19 protein-coding genes are annotated in these 21605 nt (G+C 73.0%); 15 read left to right on the top strand and 4 right to left on the bottom strand.

Annotated features, from left to right (window positions below):
- Positions 1-198 precede the first annotated feature (198 nt).
- Positions 199-2289 (top strand): MGH1-like glycoside hydrolase domain-containing protein, encoded by a 2091-nt coding sequence (locus tag NE235_RS18290; protein WP_252804458.1) that lies wholly within the window; start codon positions 199-201, stop codon positions 2287-2289.
- 65 nt (positions 2290-2354) lie between these two features.
- Here NE235_RS18290 and NE235_RS18285 read toward each other — a convergent pair whose 3' ends face one another.
- Positions 2355-3098 (bottom strand): polysaccharide deacetylase family protein, encoded by a 744-nt coding sequence (locus NE235_RS18285; protein WP_252804456.1) that lies wholly within the window; start codon positions 3096-3098, stop codon positions 2355-2357.
- A 393-nt stretch (positions 3099-3491) separates the two neighbouring features.
- Between NE235_RS18285 and NE235_RS18280 the strand changes: the two genes are divergently transcribed.
- From NE235_RS18280 to NE235_RS18265, 4 genes are all read left to right on the top strand, one after another.
- Complete coding sequence (locus NE235_RS18280) at positions 3492-4700, top strand: MFS transporter (protein WP_252804454.1); 1209 nt, start codon at positions 3492-3494, stop codon at positions 4698-4700.
- A 417-nt stretch (positions 4701-5117) separates the two neighbouring features.
- Positions 5118-5282: a hypothetical protein gene (locus NE235_RS18275; protein ID WP_252804452.1), complete on the top strand. Its 165-nt coding sequence runs from the start codon at positions 5118-5120 to the stop codon at positions 5280-5282.
- A 73-nt stretch (positions 5283-5355) separates the two neighbouring features.
- A complete protein-coding gene (locus NE235_RS18270) occupies positions 5356-7188 on the top strand; it encodes an ABC transporter ATP-binding protein (protein ID WP_252804450.1) in 1833 nt (610 codons plus the stop codon).
- Positions 7185-7787 (top strand): S26 family signal peptidase, encoded by a 603-nt coding sequence (locus NE235_RS18265; protein ID WP_252804448.1) that lies wholly within the window; start codon positions 7185-7187, stop codon positions 7785-7787. The genes NE235_RS18270 and NE235_RS18265 overlap by 4 nt, the downstream gene beginning before the upstream one ends.
- Here NE235_RS18265 and NE235_RS18260 read toward each other — a convergent pair.
- The gene (locus NE235_RS18260) at positions 7706-9532 is read right to left on the bottom strand and encodes an ATP-binding cassette domain-containing protein (RefSeq protein WP_252804446.1); all 1827 of its coding nucleotides are present in this window, start codon (positions 9530-9532) and stop codon (positions 7706-7708) included. The two genes, NE235_RS18265 and NE235_RS18260, sit on opposite strands and share 82 nt — an antisense overlap.
- A gap of 251 nt (positions 9533-9783) precedes the next feature.
- On the opposite strand from NE235_RS18260, the gene NE235_RS18255 reads away from it, so the two are divergent.
- From NE235_RS18255 to NE235_RS38235, 6 genes are all read left to right on the top strand, one after another.
- The gene (locus NE235_RS18255; RefSeq protein WP_252804444.1) at positions 9784-11508 is read left to right on the top strand and encodes a hypothetical protein; all 1725 of its coding nucleotides are present in this window, start codon (positions 9784-9786) and stop codon (positions 11506-11508) included.
- Entirely contained in the window at positions 11505-11966 is a 462-nt protein-coding gene (locus NE235_RS18250; protein ID WP_252804442.1) for a hypothetical protein, read from the top strand. Before NE235_RS18255 ends, NE235_RS18250 begins: the two co-directional genes overlap by 4 nt.
- Positions 11963-12751, top strand: coding sequence for a hypothetical protein (locus NE235_RS18245; protein ID WP_252804439.1), 789 nt, complete (start codon positions 11963-11965; stop codon positions 12749-12751). Before NE235_RS18250 ends, NE235_RS18245 begins: the two co-directional genes overlap by 4 nt.
- Entirely contained in the window at positions 12748-13131 is a 384-nt protein-coding gene (locus NE235_RS18240; RefSeq protein ID WP_252804437.1) for a hypothetical protein, read from the top strand. Before NE235_RS18245 ends, NE235_RS18240 begins: the two co-directional genes overlap by 4 nt.
- 115 nt (positions 13132-13246) lie before the next feature.
- Complete coding sequence (locus tag NE235_RS18235; protein WP_252804435.1) at positions 13247-13456, top strand: hypothetical protein; 210 nt, start codon at positions 13247-13249, stop codon at positions 13454-13456.
- 48 nt (positions 13457-13504) lie between these two features.
- Positions 13505-15796, top strand: a complete 2292-nt coding sequence (locus NE235_RS38235; RefSeq protein WP_252804433.1) for a S9 family peptidase — start codon at positions 13505-13507, stop codon at positions 15794-15796.
- Between the two features lie 48 nt (positions 15797-15844).
- Here the strand turns inward: NE235_RS38235 and NE235_RS18225 are convergent, their stop codons facing one another.
- Positions 15845-16231 carry an STAS domain-containing protein gene (locus NE235_RS18225; RefSeq protein ID WP_252804431.1) on the bottom strand — a complete coding sequence of 129 codons (387 nt, stop codon included), beginning with the start codon at positions 16229-16231 and terminating at the stop codon, positions 15845-15847.
- A gap of 222 nt (positions 16232-16453) precedes the next feature.
- Here NE235_RS18225 and NE235_RS18220 point away from each other — a divergent pair, with 222 nt between their 5' ends.
- Positions 16454-17008 (top strand): winged helix-turn-helix domain-containing protein, encoded by a 555-nt coding sequence (locus tag NE235_RS18220; protein WP_252804429.1) that lies wholly within the window; start codon positions 16454-16456, stop codon positions 17006-17008.
- Between the two features lie 45 nt (positions 17009-17053).
- On the opposite strand, the gene NE235_RS18215 is transcribed toward NE235_RS18220, so the two are convergent.
- Complete coding sequence (locus NE235_RS18215) at positions 17054-18307, bottom strand: nucleotidyl cyclase domain-containing protein (RefSeq protein ID WP_252804428.1); 1254 nt, start codon at positions 18305-18307, stop codon at positions 17054-17056.
- 408 nt (positions 18308-18715) lie between these two features.
- Between NE235_RS18215 and NE235_RS18210 the strand changes: the two genes are divergently transcribed.
- The 3 genes from NE235_RS18210 to NE235_RS18200 are packed head-to-tail and all read left to right on the top strand — an operon-like array spanning position 18716 to position 21463.
- A complete protein-coding gene (locus tag NE235_RS18210) occupies positions 18716-19858 on the top strand; it encodes an NAD(P)/FAD-dependent oxidoreductase (RefSeq protein WP_252804427.1) in 1143 nt (380 codons plus the stop codon).
- The gene (locus tag NE235_RS18205; RefSeq protein ID WP_252804425.1) at positions 19855-20106 is read left to right on the top strand and encodes a (2Fe-2S)-binding protein; all 252 of its coding nucleotides are present in this window, start codon (positions 19855-19857) and stop codon (positions 20104-20106) included. Before NE235_RS18210 ends, NE235_RS18205 begins: the two co-directional genes overlap by 4 nt.
- Positions 20099-21463 carry an FAD/NAD(P)-dependent oxidoreductase gene (locus NE235_RS18200; RefSeq protein ID WP_252804423.1) on the top strand — a complete coding sequence of 455 codons (1365 nt, stop codon included), beginning with the start codon at positions 20099-20101 and terminating at the stop codon, positions 21461-21463. Before NE235_RS18205 ends, NE235_RS18200 begins: the two co-directional genes overlap by 8 nt.
- The last annotated feature ends 142 nt before the right edge of the window (positions 21464-21605 follow it).

Genomic DNA, 21605 nt, shown 5'->3' with positions numbered 1-21605 from the left:
GCTCTGCCCGGAAGCCGCCGGCGGGCCTATTTCATCTTGATTGCCGCGGAGGGGTGCGGGGCTTCAGCGTGGTCGATCGATGCGCTATTGACGTGCGACTTCCTCATGATTACGGTCGAACGGCCATATATGTGGATCTTGCCGGACGGGGCGTACATCCTCCGTTTCGCCAGTGCCGGCATCGAGGAAGGTGCGCCAATGAGGTGCAAATCGAGGACCGGTCGGCGCGGGCGTGTCGCCGGCGTGGTCACGGCCGCCGTGGTGGGCTTCAGCACCGCGCTGTACGGCGCGGGTGCGGCGGGTGCGGCCGCCGGCACACCGGGCGTGTCGGAGCCGTCTCCGCCGTCGCTGAAATTCGCGAACCCGAACAGTCAGGCCCTCTTCGGTACCGCGTACAAGGCCGCGTTGAAGAACCTGCTCCAGACCAACACGATCGGTTTCGATCCCGCGGTCTATAACAAGAGCGGCCTGATGGATCCGGATGTGGGCATCCTGCGCGCGGGCGGCGGCTACCCCCAGCCGTGGACCCGCGACGCCTCGGTGAACAGCTGGAACGCCGCGAGCCTGCTGAGCCCGGCGGTGGCGCGCAACACGCTCTGGTCGGCGGTGGACAAGGACGCGGCCGGCAGGCTGCGGGTCCAGCAGGACGATCAGCAGTGGGACCAGGTCATCTGGGTGACGGCCGCGTGGAACCACTACCTGGTCACCGGAGACACGGCCTTCCTGCGCGACGCCTACCAGGCCGCCGCCGGCACCCTGACGATCCGCGAACACGCCACGACGGCGGGCTACAACTCCAAGTACGGCCTGTTCACCGGCGCCTCCTTCTTCAACGACGGGATCGCCGGTTACCCGGCGCCCCCCGCCGACGCCACCGAGTCCGTCAGCACCGGGTCCATGCCGTGGCCGGGCGTCGCCTCGGGGATGTTCCTGAGCACGAACGAGGTGTACTACGCCGCCTACGTCAACGCCGCGAACATGGCGGCGAAGATCGGCCGCCCGGCGTCCGAGGTCGCGTCCTACCGGGCCAAGGCCGCGCGGCTCAAGGCGGCGATCAACAAGAGGTTCTGGAACCCCAGGACCGGCTCGTACGACTACATGCTGCTGGCGGACGGGACGGCGGGCGCGTACCAGGAGGGGACCGGCCTCGCGTTCGCGCTGATCTTCGGGATCGCGAACAAGTCCCAGGCGAGGTCGATCCTCGCGCACGCCAGTGAGATGACCTGGGGGATGCCCGACACCTACCCGAACTGGGCGCGCTACTCCGACGAGCAGCCCGGCCGGCACAACGCGATCGTCTGGCCGGTCGTCCAGGGGCTCTGGGCCAAGGCGCTGGCCGGGCAGGGAGCGCAGGGGGCGTTCGCCTCGGAGACCGCGAGGCTGGCCAAGCTCGGCGACGGCAACAGCGGATTCTGGGAGATCTACAACGGCCACACGGGTGTGGTCGACGGCGGCTGGCAGCGCCTGGGCGACACGGTGAAGTTCCACTGGGGTTCGGAACCCGACCAGACGTGGTCGGCCACGGCCTTCCTCAACATGATCGACTCCGGGCTCTTCGGGCTGGACTTCGGCGACCGGAGCCTGTCGATCACGCCGACCCTCCCGGCCGGCTGGGGCGACGTGACCCTGCGCGGCCTGCGCTACCGTGACGCCACCCTGACGATCGCCCTGCACGGAGCGGGCACGAAGATCCGCTCGTTCACGATCGACGGCAGGCGGGTGCACGGCCACGGCGTCCCGGCATCGCTGACCGGCGCGCATACGATCGACGTCACCCTCGCCGGGGCGGTCGACGGCGACCGGGATGGGGACCGCGTCCCCGACACCCGTGACCGGTGCGCGGACACCGCCGGCACCGCCGCGCTGCGGGGATGCCCCGACCCCGGGCACATCGAGGCGGAGGACGCCCTCAACACCGGTGGCGTCAAGACGAACGTGAACCACGCCGGGTACAGCGGCCGCGCGTTCCTCGACGGGCTCTGGGCGCAGGGCGCCGCGTCCTCCTACGTCATCCACCGCGAGACGGACAAGCCCGGCGTGGGGACCATCACGCTGCGCTACGCCAACGCCAACAACGACGCCCGTACGATGACGCTGTCGGTCGACGGCCGGAAGACGCGGCAGATCGTCCTTCCCAGGGTCTCCGGCAGCTGGGACGACTGGGGCACCGTGACGGTCGGCGACATCCCCGTCAGCGGTCACGACCCCGTCGTCACCATCTCGTACGAGCCCGGCGACAACGGATCGATCAACCTCGACTGGCTGGAGTTCCACGACTCGGCACGTTGACCCGCGGAACGCCCGACGGCGCCCGCGCATGGTCGCGCGGGCGCCGTTCCGGCGGGTACGAGGACTCACATGGGCGGGGCGGGACCCGCGGTGGGCGATCCGAGGAACGGCGGGTACCGGTCGCCGGGGACGAGGGTGCCGCCGTACAGCTCGGAGACCGTCACGAAGGCGTAGCCCTGTTTGGTCAGGGCGTCCAGGATGCCGGGCATCGCGGCCACGCTCGTCGGCCGGATGTCATGCATGATCACGATGTGGCCCGGCTTCGCGCCGGCCAGGACGCGCTTCGTCACCAGCGCGGTGTTGCGGTCCTTCCAGTCCAGCGTGTCGACGGTCCACAGGATCTGCGCCAGCCCCATCTCCTTGGCGATCCCATTGAGCTGCTTGTCGGAGTACCCGTAGGTCGGGCGCATCACCGTCGGCGTCGTGCCGGTCGCCTGCAGGATGGCCTCCTGGGTGCGGATGAGCTCGTCCTCGACCTTCGCCTTCGGGGCTCCGGTCAGCTTGGCGTGGTCGAACGTGTGGTTGCCGATCTGGTGGCCCTCGGTGGCCTCCCGTTTCAGGATGTCCTGGTTGTTCGCCACCTGCTGGCCGAGGACGAAGAAGGTCGCGTGCGCGCCGTGCGCCTTCAGGATGTCCAGGAGCTTGGCGGTCCCGGTGACCGGTCCGTCGTCGAAGGTCAGCGCGATGCACTTGCGCACATGACAGTCGACCTTCGCCGGGGCGGCCGGCCGCGGCTTCGCGGCCCGGTGGGCGGCGGACCGGTCCTCGTGGGACGGTGAGCCGGCGAGGAGGAACACCCCCGCGCCCACGACACCACCCACCAGTACGGCCGCGCCGAGGGCGGCGGGCAGGACCCAACGCCGTTGCAGAAATCCAATCTTTTCGTCTTTATCGTTTTTATCGTTCTCGTCGTTCGTCACCTTTGCCCCCGACTGAGCGACTTTTGGCCATGCGCAGGGTTCGGGGGGCGGCTAAGAACGGTCCGGTTGTGTCGAGCCGACCAGCGGGGACCGTGGTGGCCGCCCCCGTCGCGGTACCTATACCCGCGAAATCCGGCCGCCCGAACGTGCGACGAAGAACGCTGTCGGGAAAGGCCGCCGGGAAAGGACGAGTGGATCCCGCCACCGGCGGCGCGGCGCGGAAAACCGGTTCCGGGCTGTCGGTGCCCGCTGGCATACTGCCCGCGGAGGTAAGTGATCACTGTGACGGTTGAACCTTACAGGCGGGTGCTGGCCATCCCCGGCGTCCGGACGCTGCTGCTCGTCGGCCTGGTCGCCCGGATCCCGGTCATCGCCTGCGGACTGACGCTGACCCTGCACGTGGTCGGCGGACTGGGGCTCGGGTTCATGCAGGCGGGCCTGGTCGGAGCGGCCTCGACCGCCGGAGTGGCGATCGGCGCCCCGATCGCCGGCCGCTTCACGGACCGGCGCGGTCTCCGGCCGGTCCTGGCGGTCACGACACTCGCTCAGCTGGTCTTCTGGACGGCCGCACCCTTCCTGCCGTACTGGCCGCTGCTCGCCGGCGCCTTCGTGAGCGGCATCCTGGCGCTGCCGGTCTTCACCGTCGTCCGCCAGTGCGTCGCCGCCGCCGTCCCGGCCGAGCACCGCCGCAGCGCCTACGCGCTGGACTCGATGCTGGTCGAGGTGGCCTACATGACCGGCCCGGCGATCGCGGTGGCCGTCACGACCGCGCTCGGCAGTTCCTGGACGATGGCGTTCATCGGTCTCGGGCTCGTCGGATCCGGCGCGGCACTGCTGGCGCTCGACCCGCCCATCCGCGTCGACGCCGAGCCGGGGACCGCCGGAGTCGCCGTACGCCGCCGGGACTGGCTGACCCCCGCCCTGCTCGCGCTGCTCGGCGTCACGGCGGTGGCGACCTTCGTGCTCGCCGCGACCGAGCTCGGCCTGGTCGCGGTGCTCAAGGCCGATTCGGCGACCCGGTGGACCGGCCTGGTACTCGCCGTCTGGGGGCTCGCATCGATGGCGGGCGGGTTCGTGTACGGCGCGCTGGCCCGGGGCTTCTCCCCCCTCGTCATCGTCGGCGGCATGGCCGCCCTCACCATCCCGATGGGCCTCCTGGCGCACTGGCAGTGGCTCTGCCTCGCGCTCCTCCCGGCGGGGATGCTGTGCGCCCCGGCGATCTCCACGACGATCGACACCCTCAGCCGGTGGGTGCCCGCCGCCGCCCGCGGCGAGGCGACCGGCCTGCACGGCACCGCGATGACACTGGGCCTCGCCATCTCGGGGCCCCTCTCCGGAGTCATCATCGACGGCCCGGGCCCCCGCTGGGCGTTCGCCATCTCCGGCGCCGCCGGTGTCCTCGTGGTCCTGCTCGCCACCCCGGTCTGGCGGCGCGCCCCGCAGCACGTGACGCTGCGGGCCGCCGCCGCGCCCGCCACCGACGCCGCCTGACGCGCGTCCCCGGCGGAGGGCGTTCCGCGAACGGCGGTGTTGCTCTGGTCCATGCGACGACCGAGCGACCCGGCGGCGCCGCGCGGGCGTCGCGTCCTCGTCACCGGAGCGGCGCGCGGCATCGGCGCGGGTACTCGCCCGGCCGGCGGGACGGCGTATGGGCATGCCGCCGCCCCTGCTGTTCCCCCGGCGGTGAAAACGGGTCAGAGGTGTTGATCTTTGATCCGCCTTAGATGATCATGGCGCTGGGCCCGGCCGTCGCCGACCGACGACGGTTCCTTATCCGCATTCTCCGGAAATGCGCTGCCACGAAGGGTCGTGAGGCCGTACCTGTGTGAAACGCGCGCTCCACACGATGAAGTGTTCGACGTTCAGCCCGAAATGCTCGGCCCCCACGTTCGAATGGAGAACCAGAAGATGCGTTTCATCGACCGGATCATCGACAGACTCGCTCCGAAGGCGACCGCGTCCGCCTGCAGCGGCGGCTACTTCTGCAACGCCAACGGCCACCCCGGCTACTGGTACCGCTTCTGCTGCCCGCAGACCGGCTGCGAGTGGAGCAAGGTCCGTAGCACCTGCTGACGAGACGACCGGATACCGCCGGGCGGCGGCGCCGTGCCGTCGCCCGTGCGGCCCCTGAGAGAGACGTGGTCCTGTGAGCGTGCCCCCGGAAGAGGATCGACGGGTCGGGCTGCGTGAGCTGCGCGCGTCGGCGGCCGAGGCGATCTCGCTCCTGTGGCACGCGGCCACCGGCGACCTCCTGGTGTTCCTCGTCATGACCCTGGCGTCCGCCGCGGCGCCGATCGCCACCGCGTGGCTGACCAAGGTGGTCATCGACCGGCTGACGGCCCCGCACGGCACGGTGGCCGGCCCGGCTCTCGGCATGATCGTGACCGGCCTGGTCGCCGCGGCGCTGCCCGTGTCGGTCCGGTACCTGCGAGCGCGGATCGGCCGGTCCGCCGGCCGGATCGCCACCGAGCGGCTGTTCGCCGCGGCCGAGAACCAGGTCGGCCTGCGCCCCTTCGAGGACCCCGCCTTCCTCGACCGGCTCCGGCTCGCGCAGGAGGGCACCGGGCGCGTCGCCGAACTCGTCGACGGCCTCGGCGGAGCGATCGGCGGCATGCTCTCACTCTCCGGCTTCATCGGATCCCTGCTGATCCTCAGCCCGGCCATGACGGTCCTGGTGCTCCTGGCCGCCCTTCCCGCGCTCGTCGCCGAGCTGATCCTGTCCCGGCGGCGGTCCGCGATGGAATGGGCCGTCGAGCAGTACTACCGGCGGGAGTACTTCTACGGGCAGCTGCTCACCGGCGTGGCCGCGGCGACGGAGATCCGGCTCTTCGGCATCGGAGCGTTCCTGCGCGCCCGGATGATCGACGAACGGCGCCGGGCCGACGCCGCCCACGAACGGATGGACCGCCGGGAACTGCGCGCGCAGGGCGGGCTGACGGCACTGAGCGCGCTCGTCGCCGGGGTCGGCCTGTGGTGGGCGATCACGGCCGCACACGAGGGGCGGCTGAGCGTCGGCGACGTGTCGATGTTCCTCGCGGCCGTCATCGGAGTGCAGGCCGCACTCGCCGCGCTGACCTCGGCGATCGCCGGCGGCCAGGCGCGGCTCCTCGCCTTCACCCACTACGTCGCGGTCGTCCGGGCCGAACCGGACCTGCCACGCGCGGAACGGGGCGGCGCGCCCCGGCTGCGGCAGGGCATCGAACTGCGCGACGTCTGGTTCCGGTACGGCGACGACCACCCCTGGGTGCTCCGCGGGGTGAACCTGACGATCCCGTACGGTCACGCCGTCGCCCTCGTCGGCCTGAACGGCGCGGGCAAGAGCACCCTGGTCAAACTGCTGTGCCGGATGTACGACCCGACGCGGGGACGCATCCTCTGGGACGGCGCGGACCTGCGGGACATCCCGCCCGCCGCGCTGCGCGACCGCATCAGCGCGGTCTTCCAGGACCACATGAAGTACGACATGACGGCGGGCGAGAACATCGGCCTGGGCGATCTGACCGCACTGGACGACACCGGCCGCCTCGAGGGAGCGGCCAAGCGGGCGGGGATCCACGACCGGCTCGCCGAGCTGCCGCGCGGGTACGATACCCCGCTCACCCGCATGTACCTCATCGGGGCGGACAAGGAGGACCCGGTGACGGGCGTCGTCCTGTCCGGCGGGCAGTGGCAGCGCCTGGCGCTGGCCCGCGCGTTCGTGCGCGGCGACCGGGACCTGATGATCCTGGACGAGCCGAGCTCCGGCCTGGACCCGGAGGCCGAACACGAGGTCCACACCCGCATGCGGGAGTACCGCGCGGGCCGGACGAGCCTGCTGATCTCCCATCGCCTCAGCGCCGTACGCGACGCCGACCGCATCGTGGTGCTGGCCGGCGGCCGGATCGCCGAACAGGGGACCCACGACGCGTTGCTCGCCGCCGGAGGCGACTACGCCCGGCTGTTCCGCCTGCAGGCGGACGGATACCGGGAGGCCGGATGAGCCTCGTCCTCGCGGTCACCGCACCGGTCCTGGCCGTGGTCGCGGCGGTCCTCGCGATCCGCCTCGGCCTCCTGGTCACGACGGTGGACGGCACGAGCATGGAACCGGCGCTCCGGCCGGGGGACCGGGTGCTGGTCCGCAGGACGCGACGGGTGCGGCCCGGCGTGCTCGTCGTCTTCGAGTACCCCGACCTGCCGAGCGGGAAGGTCCCTCCGCCAGGGCGCGACCGGCAATACCTCATCAAGCGGGTGGTCGCGGTGCCGGGCGACCGTCTGCCCGCCGCCTGGGCGGATCCCGACGTCCAGGGGATCGCCGGTGCCGTGGTGCCGCCCGGCTCGCTGGTCGTACTCGGCGACAACCGCGCGGCCAGCTGGGACTCCCGGCACTACGGCTTCCTGCCCCGCGCCCGGGTCGTCGGCGTGGCGGTGCGCCGTTTCGGCTCGGAGGGCGGCGGTACAGGCCGCGTCGCCGAGGGCGGCGGGGCGGGCCACGTCGGGGCGGGCGGCCACGGCGCGCCTCAGGCGGGTCTGGCCGACGGTGGGCGCGGCACCGGCTCGTCGAGGTACGCGGCGGCCTGGAGGCGGAAGGACTCGGCGTAGATCCCGTCCGCCGCCATCAGCTCGTCGTGGGTGCCGGCCTCGACGACCCGTCCCCGGCGCAGGACGTGGATCCGGTCGGCGGAGCGGACGCTCGAGAAGCGGTGCGAGATCAACAGCACCGCCCGCTCGGCGAACAGCTCCCGCATGCGGGCGAACAGGTCGGCCTCCGCGCGGGCGTCCATCGCCGCGGTCGGCTCGTCCAGCACGACGAACGGCGCCTGCCGGAAGAACGCCCTGGCCAGCGCGATGCGCTGCCACTGCCCGAGTGACAGGTCGGTGCCGCCGGTGAACTCGGCGCCGAGGCGCGTGTCGTACCCGTCCGGCAGGTCGGCGACGATTCGCGCCGCGCCGGCGCGCCGCGCGGCCTCCAGCAGCCTGCCCCGGTCGCCCAGGAACGCCGGGTCGCCGAGCGCGATGTTCTCCGCGACGGAGAGCTTGTAGCGCAGATAATCCTGGAAGAGCACGGTGGACAGGGCGCGCAGCTCGGCCGCCATGGCGGGTACCCCGTCCACCAGGAGGGTGCCGGAGCCGGGGGAGTACAGGCCGGTCAGCAGCTTCGTCAGCGTGGTCTTGCCCGAGCCGTTCTCCCCGACGAGCGCGACGACCTCGCCGGGGCGCAGGTCGAGTGACACCCCGTCCACCGCGGGCCGGGCGGCGCCGGGGTAGGCGAAGGAGAGGTTCCGCGCGGTCAGGATCCCGAACGACCGGCGCGTGGCCATGGGCGGTGCGGGCGGGCCGGTGACCTCGGCGGTGAAACGCCGCAGCTCCCGCAGGTAGCGCAGGGAGTCGCCGGAGGCCCGCAGGACCGAGGTGATCATGATGCCCTGCTGGACGCCGACGAGCAGGCCGCCGAGCGCCGTCAGCGCGGTCGGGGCGTCGACGACCCCGGTGACCGCGGCGAGGAGCAGGCCGCCCACGGCGGCGGCCGCGACCGCGTGCCCGGCCAGGCGCGCCCGGATCTCCTTCCAGAGGAACCTGCGCCGGAAGGCGACCTCGGCCTCCAGCGTGCGGTCGTAGCAGGCGGTAAGCCGGTCGAAGAACGTACGGCCCAGGCCGAACGCGCGGAGCTCCTTGGCCTCATCCCGGCCGGTGAGCAGCTGGGTGAGGTATCCGGCGGTGCGCTGGTTCTCGGTGAGCCGTCGCTGCAGGTCGAAGTGGGCGCGCTGCTGGAGCAGCGCCACGCGGATGGACGGGAGGGCCGCGACGAGGAGCAGCGGCAGCAGCCACCAGGCCATGGCGATGAGCGCGATCACCACCGTCACCAGTGTCAGCGCGGTCCGCGTCACCGTCATCACCGTGAACGGGAGGTTCGGCGCGTGGACCTGCGCGGCCGCGAGCGCGAGCCTGACGCGGTCGTGGAACCCGGGCTCTTCGAACTCCAGCAGGTCCGTGCGCGCCGTGGCCGAGGTCACCGCCTCCACGGCGTCGCGCTCGATGCCGACGCGGAGGATCGACTGATGCGTGAGGCCGACGATGTTCAGGGTGCTGTTGACGAGGGCCAGCGCCATCACGACGAGGGCGGAGACGGCCGCCCGGGAGACGTCGTCGCTCCCGTGGCCGGCGAGCAGGCCGCCGGCCACGCCGCGCACGGCGAGGAGCATGCCGCCGACTCCCATCGCCTGGCCGATCTGCAGGAGCAGGACGATGCTCACTCTTCGGCGGTCGGCCCGCCAGGCGAGGATGACTCCGAAGCTCAGCAATTGCCGCAATTCAGCAAGATTTCGCCGCTGATCCCCGATCGTCATGGTGCCGCCTTTCTCCGCGCCCTGCCCGGCGTCTTTCCCAATCAGGAGTCTGTCATGGTGAGGGCGTGAATAACGAGCGCCTCAAAAATGGCAATCCCGGGCAATACGGTCGGCGTCTCGGCATCGGTGTTTTACCTTGGTAAGGTCGGCTCGTGGAGCATCCGGGAAGGCGGCCGAGTATTCGAGGTGATCGGACTCGAGGGTACGTCTTAGTCGCATTTCCATTGGTTCTTAGCGTTGTGGGGTGATCAGTGGGAAGACGGAGTGACACGCCCGATTCAGCCCTCCGGTCGGGTCCGCCGGCCGATGCCGCGCCCGGCGTACGCGCCGTCGGCTGCACCGCGGGCGGCGCGCCCGTCGGTCTCGCCGGCACGTTCACGTCCGCGCGAATGCTGGTCGAGACGGTCTGCTCGTGCGGTGGGCGCCACGTCCCACCGGCGGGTTCGGAGACGGAGTCCGCCCCGGTGGTGGTGGGCCCGTTCGCCTCCGCGGGGCGGCTCGCGCAGACGTGGGCCGACCCGGCCACCGGCACGCTCGGCAGGGGCGCGCTGTCGCAGACGCGGCTGTACTACGAGGTCACCGACGGTCCCGGCCCGGACGAGCGGCTGGTCCGCTTCTCGACCGACCTGGCAGACCTGGCCGGCCCCCGGTCCGCGATGTGGCCGGCCGCCGTCGCGGCGTCGCTGGCCGGCGAGACCCTGCCGATGCCGCTCACGCCGTACGAGGGGATCTTCCAGCTGGCCTGCGGCACGACGCTCGGCACGTCGGGCGGCCGGGAGCGCCTTACCCTGGACGAGTTCGACCTCGCCGACCTGGCCGACCAGGCGCGGCGGATCACCGGGCGTCCCACCGACCCGCACGAGGTGCTGCGGCGGGCCCTGCGGCACGCCGTCGACGAGGCGCTCGCGTTCACCGGAGCGCACGGGGTGCTCGGCGACGGCGGCGGGTTCGGCGCGGCGGCGCTGGCCGCGGTGGCGCCGGCGCGGCTGCGGCGTCTCCACGTGCACCTGGACGTTCCGATCCTCGACCGCCGGCGCGGACGGCTGGCCGCCGGCGTCAAGGTGATCGACGGGACCGCGCACTGGCATCGGGCCTGCGACACTCCCTGGTTCGGCTCGGCGATGGACGGCGATCCCTGGCCACCGGCCCCGGGTCTCCTCCGGTCCACGGCATGGGAGGCCACCCCACTGCTCAGCGGCGCGGGGCTGGTCGGGCTGTTCACCGGGCCCGCCGACACGCCCGGCCGGCTGCGCACCGGCTGGCGGCAGCTGACCATGGCCGCCCCCTTCCCGACGCTGTTCGGCCACCCCGGATGGCGGGCCTGGAGCCCGCCGCGCGACGACGATCCGCCACCATCGCAGGGTCCCGGTGACCCGGCGGACGCCCCGGACCCCTTGCGGCCGGGCGGCTGGATCTCTCCGGCCGTCGCCCAGGCGGGCGTCGCCGTGACCTCGGCCAGGACCTCGAGCCACCTGGTGCCCATCGTCGACGACACGACGGGCGCGGTGCCCGGCGCCGCGTCCTTGCAGACCGTCATCGACCTCCTCGAACGCCCGCCACGGGCACCCGGTGACCACCGGCTGGATCCGGTCCTGGTCTGCGCCCATCCGGTGGTGCTCGGCGCGGCGGTGCTCCGGGCCCGCCATGGCCGCCTCCGGTTGCGACGGCGCGACGGGTACGTCCACCGTGCGCCACTCCTGCGCGACCTGGTGCCCGCCGGGCCGCTGCCCGCGGACGTCACTCCGGCCGAGCGCGAGGGCCTCCTGGCCGCCGCCTACGTCACCCGCCGCCTGGCCGCTCCGGCGCGGCGCGCCGCACTGCTGGCCCAGGTGGAGGGCAGCCCCTGGGTCCTCCCCGACCGCCTGCGGGCGGTTCTCGCCGACTCCCGGCGCATGCTCGCCGACGCGCGAGCCCTGCAGCGGCTCTGCGTCACGGCCGCCCGCCACCCCGGCCCGCCGACGGGAGGCCGGTCATGAGCTGGACGCTCCGCGACGGGGTCAGCCTGCATCCCATGCCCTTCGGAGGCGCCTTCGTGCTTGACGACGCCCGGCTGGCCGCCCGGCAGATCAGCTCCGAGCTGGCCGCCCTGCTCGCCGGCCCCGCCACCGCGTCGGCCCGGCCGGGCGGCCCCGGCCCCGGCCCCGAGCCGGTCGGACCGGGTGATGCGGATACCGGGCCGGTCCGGTCGGACGGCACTCGCGCGGCCCCGGCTCAGCCGGACAGGACCGACCGCGCGTCGGCTCAACAGGGCGGGAGCGGCCCTGGGCCGGTCGGGCCGGACGATCCGGATACCGGGCCGGCCGGGTGGGGCGGTGCCGGCATCGGGGTGAGTGACGCCCGTACGGGGGCGGGCGGGGTGTCACCCGCACTCGCCGCCGAACTCCGCCTCGGAGTCGAGGAGGGCTGGTTGATCCACAGGGAGGAGACCGGATGAAGGAGTTCACCGCGCTCTGCGGTGCCGGCGGCCTCGTGAGCGGCGTCGCAGTCCTCGCCCTCAGCGTCGCCGCCAAGCTGGTCGACCGGGAGACCACGCGGGTCGTGTGGCCCGTGACGGGCGGCCTGCGCAGGCTCGCCGGGCCTGCGCAGGCGACCGCGGCGGAAGCGCTCGTGGCGGTGACGGCACTGCTCCCCACGCCCGCCGGGCTGCGCCTCGGGCTGCTCGGCGCCGTCTTCACCACGTACACGATCGCCGCGCTGCTCATGCGGGGCCGCCGCTGCGGGTGCTTCGGGAGCTGGATCCCGGCGCGGTTCACGACGGCGCACGCGGCGGGCTGCGCCGTCGTCGCGGCGCTCGCCCTCACCGGCGTCCTCGGCCCGCCGGGAGTCCGGCTCGCCTGCGCCGAGGCCGGAGCCGGCCTCGCCCTGGCGGTGGTGGCGGCGGCCTGGCTCCGGCACCGGTCCCGCGCCGCCGGTCACGTCGAGCCGCCGGCCGACGTACGGCGCATCGTCATCTTCACGACGGAGTCCTGCCGGTACTGCGCCGCCCTCGAGGCACAACGCGACCGTTACCAGGCCATGGCCGACTGCCCGGTGGAGTTCCGGCGCGCCGACACCGACGAGGAGGTGCGGGCCGCGGGTGGAGCGTTCCCGGCGGCCGTCGCCTACGGGGCGGACGGCACCGCGGTCGCCGACGCCGCGCACGGTCTGGCCGCTATCCGCGACCTGCTGCGCCATTCGGCGGCACGATCCGGCCGACCGGGGTCCCAGGTGACGACATGACCACCACCATCGCGGCGATGTGGACGGCGTTCCGGCTGCGCCGTCACGACGTGCCCGCACTCATCGCCGGAATGAACCGGCCTTCCCGGCGCCGCCGCACGAGCCGGCCGCCCGTCACCCCGATCGTCCTGGCCCTCCGGCTCTGCGCCGGTTTCTCCGCCCCGATGCGCGAGAACGCCCTCGTCGTGGCGGCGCTGTACCGCTGCGGTGTCCCGGCGCAACTCATCGTCGGCGCCGAACCGGTGCCCGAGTCCCACGGCGGCTACCGCGTCTACACCTGGATCGAGATCGCGGGCGTCCCACTCGACACCGATTCACCTCCAGGGAATTATCTGGTTGAACTGATCAGATTTCCCAAATCCGGTCAAACATGCTCGTGATCGAAAAGCAATTCATAAAGGGATCAAGAAAAGGTTATTGACATTCCAATCGTCGCGCGCCACTCTGGAATTGCCGAGGTAATCGGCCCCCGCGAAAAGAAGGGATCTGCCACCGATGCACGGTCTTCAGGAAATGGCCGCGACGCGCACCGCCTTCACCGTCACCCCCTACCGGAACGAGCGTGAGGCCGCCAACTGCTACTGGGACGGGACGGCGCCGTTCTGCGCCGGGGCCTGCCCGGCGGGCTACACGGAGCAGGGCCGCAGCGGCTGCGGCGACGGCGCCTGCTGCTGGACCGGCTACAAGGTCTACTGCTGCAAGTGAGGAAGGTCCGCATCACTCCCCGCGTCATCGGCATCGAGTGCGGATGACGTGATCGGCGAGAGGCTCCGTGAGCAGGTGCTCGATCTGCTGCACGCGTGCGCCGAGCGGACGACGGAGTCGCACCGTGGTGGATATGGCACCTCGCTCATCCAGGCGCCATATCCACCGCTTCTCCGTACCGGCCCGCTGCCGGCCGGGCTACGACCCGGGCGGTTGTGCCTGCATCTTCCCGACGGCACCCACTGGGCACCGGACAGGCTGCACGAGTCGCTCGGACGGCCGGTCCAGCATCCCGCCGAGTCGGCCGTTTTCGCCGGAGTCGCCATCGAGTCCGGCGAGCCCCGATGCTGGATCGCTGACGCGGCCGACCGTTCGGTCACGTTCACGGGACCGGCTCCGGCGCTGCTTCCCGGGGACGACGCTCTCATCGCGTGGGCGGGAGCCGGGCTGGCGGTGCCGATGGATCCGCCGCCGGAGCCGTACGACGCGGCGCCTCAGGTCTTCGCGTCACCACCGGGCGCGCGGCTTCGAGTGACGGCCGGCTGTCCGGCTCCGGATCGCAGGCCTGCCGGATTCGTCATCCTGAATCCGTCGGACGGTGGCGTGGCGGCGACGTCCCTGAGCGCCCGGCCGTACCGTCGGGTGCGGGGATCGGCGACGGGTCACGTCGCGGCGTGCGCTCCGGCGACCGGTGGCCGGGGGGAGATCGTCGCCGTCGGCCGGCCGGGGGGCATCGACGAGTGCCTGCTCCCGGTGGAGGACGGCCCGCTGCACGACTTCTGCTGGCTCCCGGCCGCGAGACCGTCTTCCCGCCGCACGCCGGCCGTCGCGTCCGGTGTGAAGCCGTCCCCGCAGGCCACGCCCGACGCCGCGATCTCGGAGGAGCACGCCTCGGAGCGCGTACCGGCCGTCACGAGACCGGCGGGGGCACATCTGGTGATGGTCGTCGGCCGGCCGGACGGCTTCGACCTCATGACCTGCACGGTATCGGGTGACACGGTCGGGCCCCCGCGTCTGCTGCGTCGGCACCCAGGGCGTTACCTCCACGCCCACCATCAGGACGCCCTGGTCATCCTGGCGCTGGACGCCGACGGCTCGTACGCCGTGCTCGTCGTGGATCCCGGTGCTCCTCGACCCGTCCGTAGTCTGTCGCTCGGTCTGAGACCGCCGGTGCTCCTGAGGATCGCCGCGGTCGCGGCCGTCCCGCTGACCGCCATGGCGGAGGCGGCGGGCGCCACGGCCGGCCTCCGTTTCGCCACGGTCGACGCGGACCGCCGTGTGGTGCTCTGGGAGGTTCCAGCGGAGGGCACGGCCGCGCGCCGGCTCTCAGACCTTTCACTGCCGGCCGGTGAGGAACTCATCACCGTCTCCGGCTGGGCGCCCGGCGAGGTCAGGCCCGTCTGCGACCGGAGCCGGCCGAGGGCTCCGCTGCCCGCGCATCCGGGTGGGCCGGCACCCCTGCGCGGCACGGTCCCGGCGGCGGCCGCGGAGTTCTCGCTGTACCTGCCCGCCGACCGGGATCCGGCGGCGGTCCTGGTGTGGCTGTCGCAGGCGAATCAGGCCCTGCCCGGAGCTGCCGCCGCCTCCGCCCCACCTTCTGAAACGGTCGCCGGCTCCGCTTCGCCCTCTGAAACGGTCGCCGGCTCCGCCGTACCCTGTGGAGCGGCCGCGGCCTCCACCGGGCCCGATCCCCACTGGCTGACCCTCGCCGGCTTCGGCGTCCTGGACGTGCGCATCACTCCCGCTTGGGCGCCTACGGTGCCCGACGAGGAGATCCGGCCTCGCCTCGTCCGGCAGATCCGTGACGCCGTCCTCGGCAGTGCGGCGCACCGCCACGTCGGCACCGCGGGGCTCGTCGTCGGCGGCGTGAGCTTCGGGGCGACGCTGGCGCTGCTCGCGGTGACGGACTGTGACCTGTTCAGCGCCGCGATCGTGCAGAACGGCGCCTACTCCCGGCAGTTGACCCTGCTGGGATTCCAGGACGAAGCTCGCACGCTGTGGGAGGCGCCGCGGGTCTACGCCGACTTCGACGCGATCGTCAACGCGCGCCGCATCCGGCGACCGGTCCTGATCATTCACGGTGAGGCCGACCGGAACCCGGCGACCCCGGTGCTCCAGGCGACGCTGCTGTACCAGGCGCTGATCGCCAATGGGACCCGAGCGCGTCTCGTCGTGCTGCCGGGGGAGGGGCATGTCCTCCGGAGCCGGAACGGCATCGCCGCGTCCCTCGCGGAGAAGGCGGCCTGGCTGGCGGCCGTCGGTGGTCCTGGCGGCACGGCCGCCGAGGCGCCGTCCGCGGCCGGTGCGAAGGCGATGAACAGCCCGCCGACGAGCCCCTGACCCCGCGCACGTGGCGATGAAGGGGCCGACCGGGGAGGCCCGGGCGTCTTACCGCGCCGCCGTCAGATCCGCGTCACCGGTGGGTGCGTCGCCGGGGATCTGATCCGTGCTGGACAGGAACCGGTCGAGTCCGGTGATCTTGAGCATGCGCTGGACGTGCCCGGCGGGCCGGAGCAGCAGGAGCTCGCCGCCGTCCTTACGCGCGCGCTTCCAGGCACCGACGAAGCAGCCCAGCCCGACCGAGTCGCAGAACTCAAGCTCGGACAGGTCGAGTGCGATGCGGACCTGACCCGCCGACAGCATGGTGTCCAGCTGGTCGCGGATGCCGCCGACGGTCGTGTAGTCCAGCTCACCCGCCACGTGCACCAGCGACCACTCGCCGCGTGGCTCGACCGCCACGTCCAGCGTCGCTTCCTCTGGTCGATCCGCCGTCATTCGTCCCCACCTCCACGCCGAATGATGGTGGTCACAACTTTACGGCCCCCAGTCATTCTTGGCCGATGGTACGACAACCCCGATCACGTCCATCTTCTTGCCAGGTTCTACATATTTCCGATTGACAAGATAGGGAATCTCTTCCAGTCTGGACGTCACGAGCCGGACGACCACCTCGGCGTGCTCGTACAGGTCCGTGAACGGCGACGAAGGGAATGCGACATGCCACGGCTTCAGCTCGCGAAGCTCGACCCCCACCTTTCCGATGCGTCGCCCGATCTGGACGTCGGTCCTCCGCTGGCGCCGGGCGACCTGCCGCCCGGCGGTCTCGTGGAGGTGATCCCGCTCCCCGGCACCGGCCAGGTCGTGGTGATCACCGCGCAGCTCCTTCCGGCCGCGGACGTCGGGCCGCCGCCCGTCGCGCCCCGGAGCCTCGGGGTCGTCTCGTGGGGCCGGAGGCCGGCCGAGCAGGAGCCCGACGACCTGGTCGTCGACCGTGACGCCAGGCGTGTCTGGGTGGACGGCGCGGAGGTGTCGCTGACCTTCCAGGAGTTCGAACTGCTGGAGTACCTGACCGCACGCCCCGGCAAGGTGCTGTCCCGCATCCATCTGATGAACGCGATCTGGGCGGGGGCGGCGGTCGTCGTGCCCCGGACGGTGGACGTGCACGTTCACCGGCTGCGCCGCAAGCTCGGGCGCCACGGTGATCGCCTGGTGACCGTGCGGCGGGTGGGCTACTGCTACCGGCGGCCGGAGGGCGGCGCGGTGTCCCGATGAGGACTCTCGCTCGCTCCCTGAGCCCTCCCCGGCGCCGATGAGGGCTCAGCCCTCGAAGAACGTGATGCGTACCCCGGAGACGAGCCGCTCGACCGGGACGAAGCGGGCCAGGTGGGTGTGGGCCCGCAGGGCCTCGCTGAGATAGACGCGGCCGGGCCGCCCGAGGTCCTGCGCCATCTTGGACGCGACGTTGACGGGAGCTCCGGCGATGTCCCGGCCGCCGCCCGGCGTCTCCCCGGTCAGCACCGGTCCGGTGTCCACGCCGACGCGGCACACGATCTCGCGCTCGGCCAGGCCGGACCGGAGCCGGAGGGCGAACTCGACGGCGGGACCGGGCTCGTCGAACAGGTAGATGCCCAGGGGCCCGGCGACCTTGATCTCGACGGCGCCGGCCGGCGGCAGCAGGCGCAGCGCCGTCTCCCGCATCGTGGCCGACAGCGCCAGCCCTCTCAGGACGGCGAGGTCGGGAGTGCCCGCCGAGGTGGCGCCGCGTTCGACGAGGACGACCGTCCGCTCGCGGAGATGCCGGGCGGTGAGCCGGGCGAGCAGCCCGGCTTCGCCGGGGGATCGCTCGAGGCGCAGCAGGTCGGCGTGGAGCTCGGGGGAGTAGGGGATGGGGTACCGCTCGTCCTCGACGGGACGTGCGTCCTCCAGGCGCGGGCCGTCGAGCACCCGGTGGACCGGGCCGAGCGGATGCCGCAGGTCGTCTCTGTGGCGCAGGACGAAGGGGTGACCGGGCGGCAGGAGCTCGACCACCGGCGCGGTCACGGCGATCTCGCCGCCCTCCAGGTGGTTCTCCGCGATCTCCTCGATGCCGTCGGCCTCATCGCCGTACAGCCCGCCGGCCAGTTCGCTGAAGGTCCCGCGGTGGACGCCGATGCCGATCCGGACCCGGCAGTCGCGCTCGATCTCGTCCTGCGCGCTGAGGAGCGCCGAGAGCAGCGTCGCGGCGCGCGTGTCGGCCGGGTGGAACATCTGGGCGTTGTCGGCGGCCCACACGCCGATGGCGCGTCCGCCGGCGGCCCGGCCGTACGCGTGCAGGATCCGTTTCGGCCGGTCGATGAGCGCCAGCACCTCCAGGAGCGCCGACCGCTCACTGAGCCGCGTCAGCCCCGCGGAGTCCGACACGACGCTGTAGCCCTCGATGGCGTATCCGCTCAACAGGCGCCGCGCGTCCTCGGCCGTCCGGCCGGTGTGCCGCCACCGCTCGACGAGGGCGTTGGGCAGCCCGCCGACGATGTCACGGGTCAGGTCGTAGTCGCCGGGCGCGTGCCGGCGTGCGGGGGGTTCTGCGGTCACGCGACCCAGCGTAACAGCGTATCGTGATCGATTGAATGCGTTGGGTAATAAAAATCTACAATGTAAGGGGAGCGGCGTGCGTCACCTGCGAGCGCACCTCGGAGCGCATCGCCGAGTGCTGGCCGGACGCGCGCTTCGTCTTCCTGCTCCGCCATCCGGCGGCCATCGCCGCCCCGGCGTCGGCGACTGGAACCGGAAGATCCACGCCGGGCGGCCGCTGCGCGGCACCGAGCCCCCGGAGGAGGTTCCGCCGCGGGTCGCCGCCACGACGGTGACGCGGGCCGGTGCCGGCGTGATCGAGACTCCCCTGAGCGGACCGCCCCGTTACCCCGGATTCCTACCCGGCGCGGCGTTCGCCGATGACTGCCCTCTTGTGCGGCAAGTGAGCCATGTGACATTTTACCGCTCGTGAGCAGTGCTGACGTGGTGATCGTCGGCGGCGGCGTCGTCGGTGCCGCGTGCGCGTACTACGCGGCGCGGGCCGGGCTGACCGTGACCGTCGTGGAGCGCGGCGCGGTGGCCGGAGGCACCACCGGGGCGGGGGAGGGCAACCTCCTCGTCTCCGACAAGGAGCCCGGGCCGGAGCTCGACCTCGCCGTCCTGTCGTCCGCTCGGTGGGCGGAGCTGGCCGCCGAGGACGGGCTCGGCGCGGCCGTCGAGTACGAGCCGAAGGGCGGCCTGGTCGTCGCCGAGACCGAGGAGGGCGCGGCCGGGCTCGCCGGGCTGGCCGCGCGGCAGCGGGCCTCGGGCGTCGAGGCGGTCGAGGTCCCCGCCGCCGAGCTGACCGGTTACGAGCCGCACCTGGCGCCCGACCTGGCCGGCGGGATGTTCTACCCCCAGGACGCGCAGGTCCAGCCGATGCTGGCCGCCGCCCACCTGCTGCGCGCGTCCGGGGCAGAGGTCCGCACGGGCGTCACCGTGACCGGGATGTCGCGGAGCGGGGCCCGGGTCACCGGGGTCCGCACCGACCGGGGCGACCTCGCCGCCGGGGCGGTCGTCAACGCCGCCGGCACGTGGGGCGGGGAGGTGGCGGCCCTGGCCGGGGTGAACGTCCCGATTCTGCCGCGCCGGGGGTTCATCCTCGTCACCGAGCCGCTGCCGCCGCTGATCCGGCACAAGGTGTACGCCGCCGAGTACGTCGCGAACGTCGCGAGCGACGACGAGGGACTGGAGTCCTCCGCGGTCGTCGAGGGCACCCCGGCCGGCACGATCCTCATCGGCGCCACCCGTGAGCGGGTCGGTTTCGACCGCACGCTGTCGACGGCGGCGCTGCGGCGGCTGGCCCGCCAGGCGATCCGCCTGTTCCCGGTGCTCGCCGACGTCGCGGCGATCCGCGCCTACTGCGGGTTCCGGCCGTACTGCCCCGACCACCTGCCGGTCATCGGCCCCGACCCGCGCGCCGAGGGGCTGCTGCACGCCTGCGGCCACGAGGGCGCCGGGATCGGCCTGGCGGCGGCGACCGGTCACCTGATCGCCCAGTCCCTCACCGGCGCGCGGCCGGACTTCGACCTGCATCCGTTCCGCCCTGACCGTTTCCCGGAGCAGCCATGAGCCAGATCGTCTTCGAGGGGCGGCCGGTGCCGTTCCACCCGGGTCAGAGCATCGGCGCGGCCCTGACCGCCGCGGGCATCCGGTCCTGGCGGACGACCCGGTCCGGCGGGCGGCCGCGCGGGCTGTACTGCGGGATCGGCGTGTGCTTCGACTGCCTGATCACCGTGAACGGACGCCCGTCGCTGCGGGCGTGCATGGTCGAGGCACGGGAGGGCGACGTGGTGGAGGGCGGTGGCCGGGATGCGTGACGTGGTGGTGATCGGCGCGGGCCCGGCGGGCCTGGCGGCGGCGGTGGCGGCCGCGACGGCCGGGCTGGACGTCGCGCTGATCGACGCGGGACGGCGTCCCGGCGGGCAGTTCTACCGGCACCACGCCGCCGAAACGGGCCGCCTCCACCACGACTGGGACGCCTTCGTACGGCTCCGGGACGCGCTCGACCGCCTCACGTACCTGCCGGGCCACCGGGTGTGGCACGTGGAGGACGGGTTCACCGTGCACGCCCTCGCCGGCGACCGCGACGAGCGGCCGGTCCGGATCGACGCGCGGGCGGTGGTGGTCGCGACGGGGGCGCACGACCGGTCGCTGCCGTTCCCCGGCTGGGACCTGCCGGGCGTGCTCACCGCGGGCGGCGCGCAGGCGCTGCTGAAGGGCGACCGCGTCCCGGCGGGGAAGAGGATCGTCGTGGCGGGCACCGGCCCATTCCTGCTCCCCGTGGCCACCGGCCTGGCCCGGGCCGGCGCGACGGTCGCCGGCGTCTTCGAGGCGAACCGCCCGTACGGCTTCGCCCGGCACGTCGCGCGGCATCCGGGCAAGGCGCGGGAGGGCGCTGGGTACGCCGCGCTGCTGGCGCGGCACCGGATCCCGTACCGCACCGGCCACGCCGTCGTCGCCGCGCACGGGGACGACCGGATCGAGGCGGTCACCGTCGCCCGCCTCGACCGGGACTGGGCGCCGGTGCGCGAGCGGGTCATCGCGTGCGACACGGTCGCGGTCGGCTATGGCTTCACGCCGCAGCTGGAGATCCCCCTGCAGCTCGGCTGCGCCACCCGGATGGACGCCGACGGCAGCCTCATCGTGGCGGTGGACGTGACGCAGCGCACGAGCGTGCCCGGCGTGTACGCGGCGGGGGAGACCACCGGGGTCGGCGGCGCGCAGTTGTCGCTCGTCGAGGGGGAACTGGCCGGGCTGGCCGTCGCGGAGGCGGCGGGCGGCGTCGCGCCGGACCCGGCGGACGTCCAGCGGCTGCTGGCGCGACGGCGGCGGCTGCGCGCGTTCGCCGGGGCGATGCACGCGGCCTATCCGGTCCGTCCCGGCTGGATGGACCGGCTCCGGGACGACACGCTCGTCTGCCGGTGCGAGGAGGTGACCCGCGGGCGGCTGGCCGAGGCGGCGGAGCTCGGCGCGACCGATCCGCGCTCGGCCAAGCTCCTCAGCCGGGCCGGCATGGGCTGGTGCCAGGGCCGGGTGTGCGGTTACGCGACCGCCTGGCTCGCGGCGGGGGTCTGCGGCCGGCTGCCCGGCGCCGACGACCTCCGGGGAATCGCACGCCGGCCGCTCGCCCAGCCGCTGCGCCTCGGCGACCTCGCCACCGACGACCAGCCATGACGTGAGCACGGCGAACGGCGCCGGATGGGAGGGCCGCGTCCGGCCGCTGCGTCTCGGAAACCGTCCGGTCAAACCGGCATAACGGACGTATCACGAGTCCTGCGAGATCTTGACGGCCCCGCTCGGTCCAACGTGAAATGTC

The sequence above is a fragment of the Actinoallomurus spadix genome (assembly GCF_024055725.1).
Taxonomy (GTDB): domain Bacteria; phylum Actinomycetota; class Actinomycetes; order Streptosporangiales; family Streptosporangiaceae; genus Actinoallomurus; species Actinoallomurus spadix.
Note: the sequence above shows the minus strand (reverse complement) of the source record. Positions and strands in the feature narration are given on the sequence as shown.

Coding starts and splice junctions, on each gene's coding strand:
- NE235_RS18245 (WP_252804439.1), top strand. CDS start 11,963: ATGAAGGAGTTCACCGCGCTCTGCGGTGCCGGCGGCCTCGTGAGCGGC.
- NE235_RS18200 (WP_252804423.1), top strand. CDS start 20,099: ATGCGTGACGTGGTGGTGATCGGCGCGGGCCCGGCGGGCCTGGCGGCG.
- NE235_RS18240 (WP_252804437.1), top strand. CDS start 12,748: ATGACCACCACCATCGCGGCGATGTGGACGGCGTTCCGGCTGCGCCGT.
- NE235_RS18275 (WP_252804452.1), top strand. CDS start 5,118: ATGCGTTTCATCGACCGGATCATCGACAGACTCGCTCCGAAGGCGACC.
- NE235_RS18250 (WP_252804442.1), top strand. CDS start 11,505: ATGAGCTGGACGCTCCGCGACGGGGTCAGCCTGCATCCCATGCCCTTC.
- NE235_RS18260 (WP_252804446.1), bottom strand. CDS start 9,532: ATGACGATCGGGGATCAGCGGCGAAATCTTGCTGAATTGCGGCAATTG.
- NE235_RS18225 (WP_252804431.1), bottom strand. CDS start 16,231: ATGACGGCGGATCGACCAGAGGAAGCGACGCTGGACGTGGCGGTCGAG.
- NE235_RS18290 (WP_252804458.1), top strand. CDS start 199: ATGAGGTGCAAATCGAGGACCGGTCGGCGCGGGCGTGTCGCCGGCGTG.
- NE235_RS18265 (WP_252804448.1), top strand. CDS start 7,185: ATGAGCCTCGTCCTCGCGGTCACCGCACCGGTCCTGGCCGTGGTCGCG.
- NE235_RS18220 (WP_252804429.1), top strand. CDS start 16,454: ATGCCACGGCTTCAGCTCGCGAAGCTCGACCCCCACCTTTCCGATGCG.
- NE235_RS18205 (WP_252804425.1), top strand. CDS start 19,855: ATGAGCCAGATCGTCTTCGAGGGGCGGCCGGTGCCGTTCCACCCGGGT.
- NE235_RS18235 (WP_252804435.1), top strand. CDS start 13,247: ATGCACGGTCTTCAGGAAATGGCCGCGACGCGCACCGCCTTCACCGTC.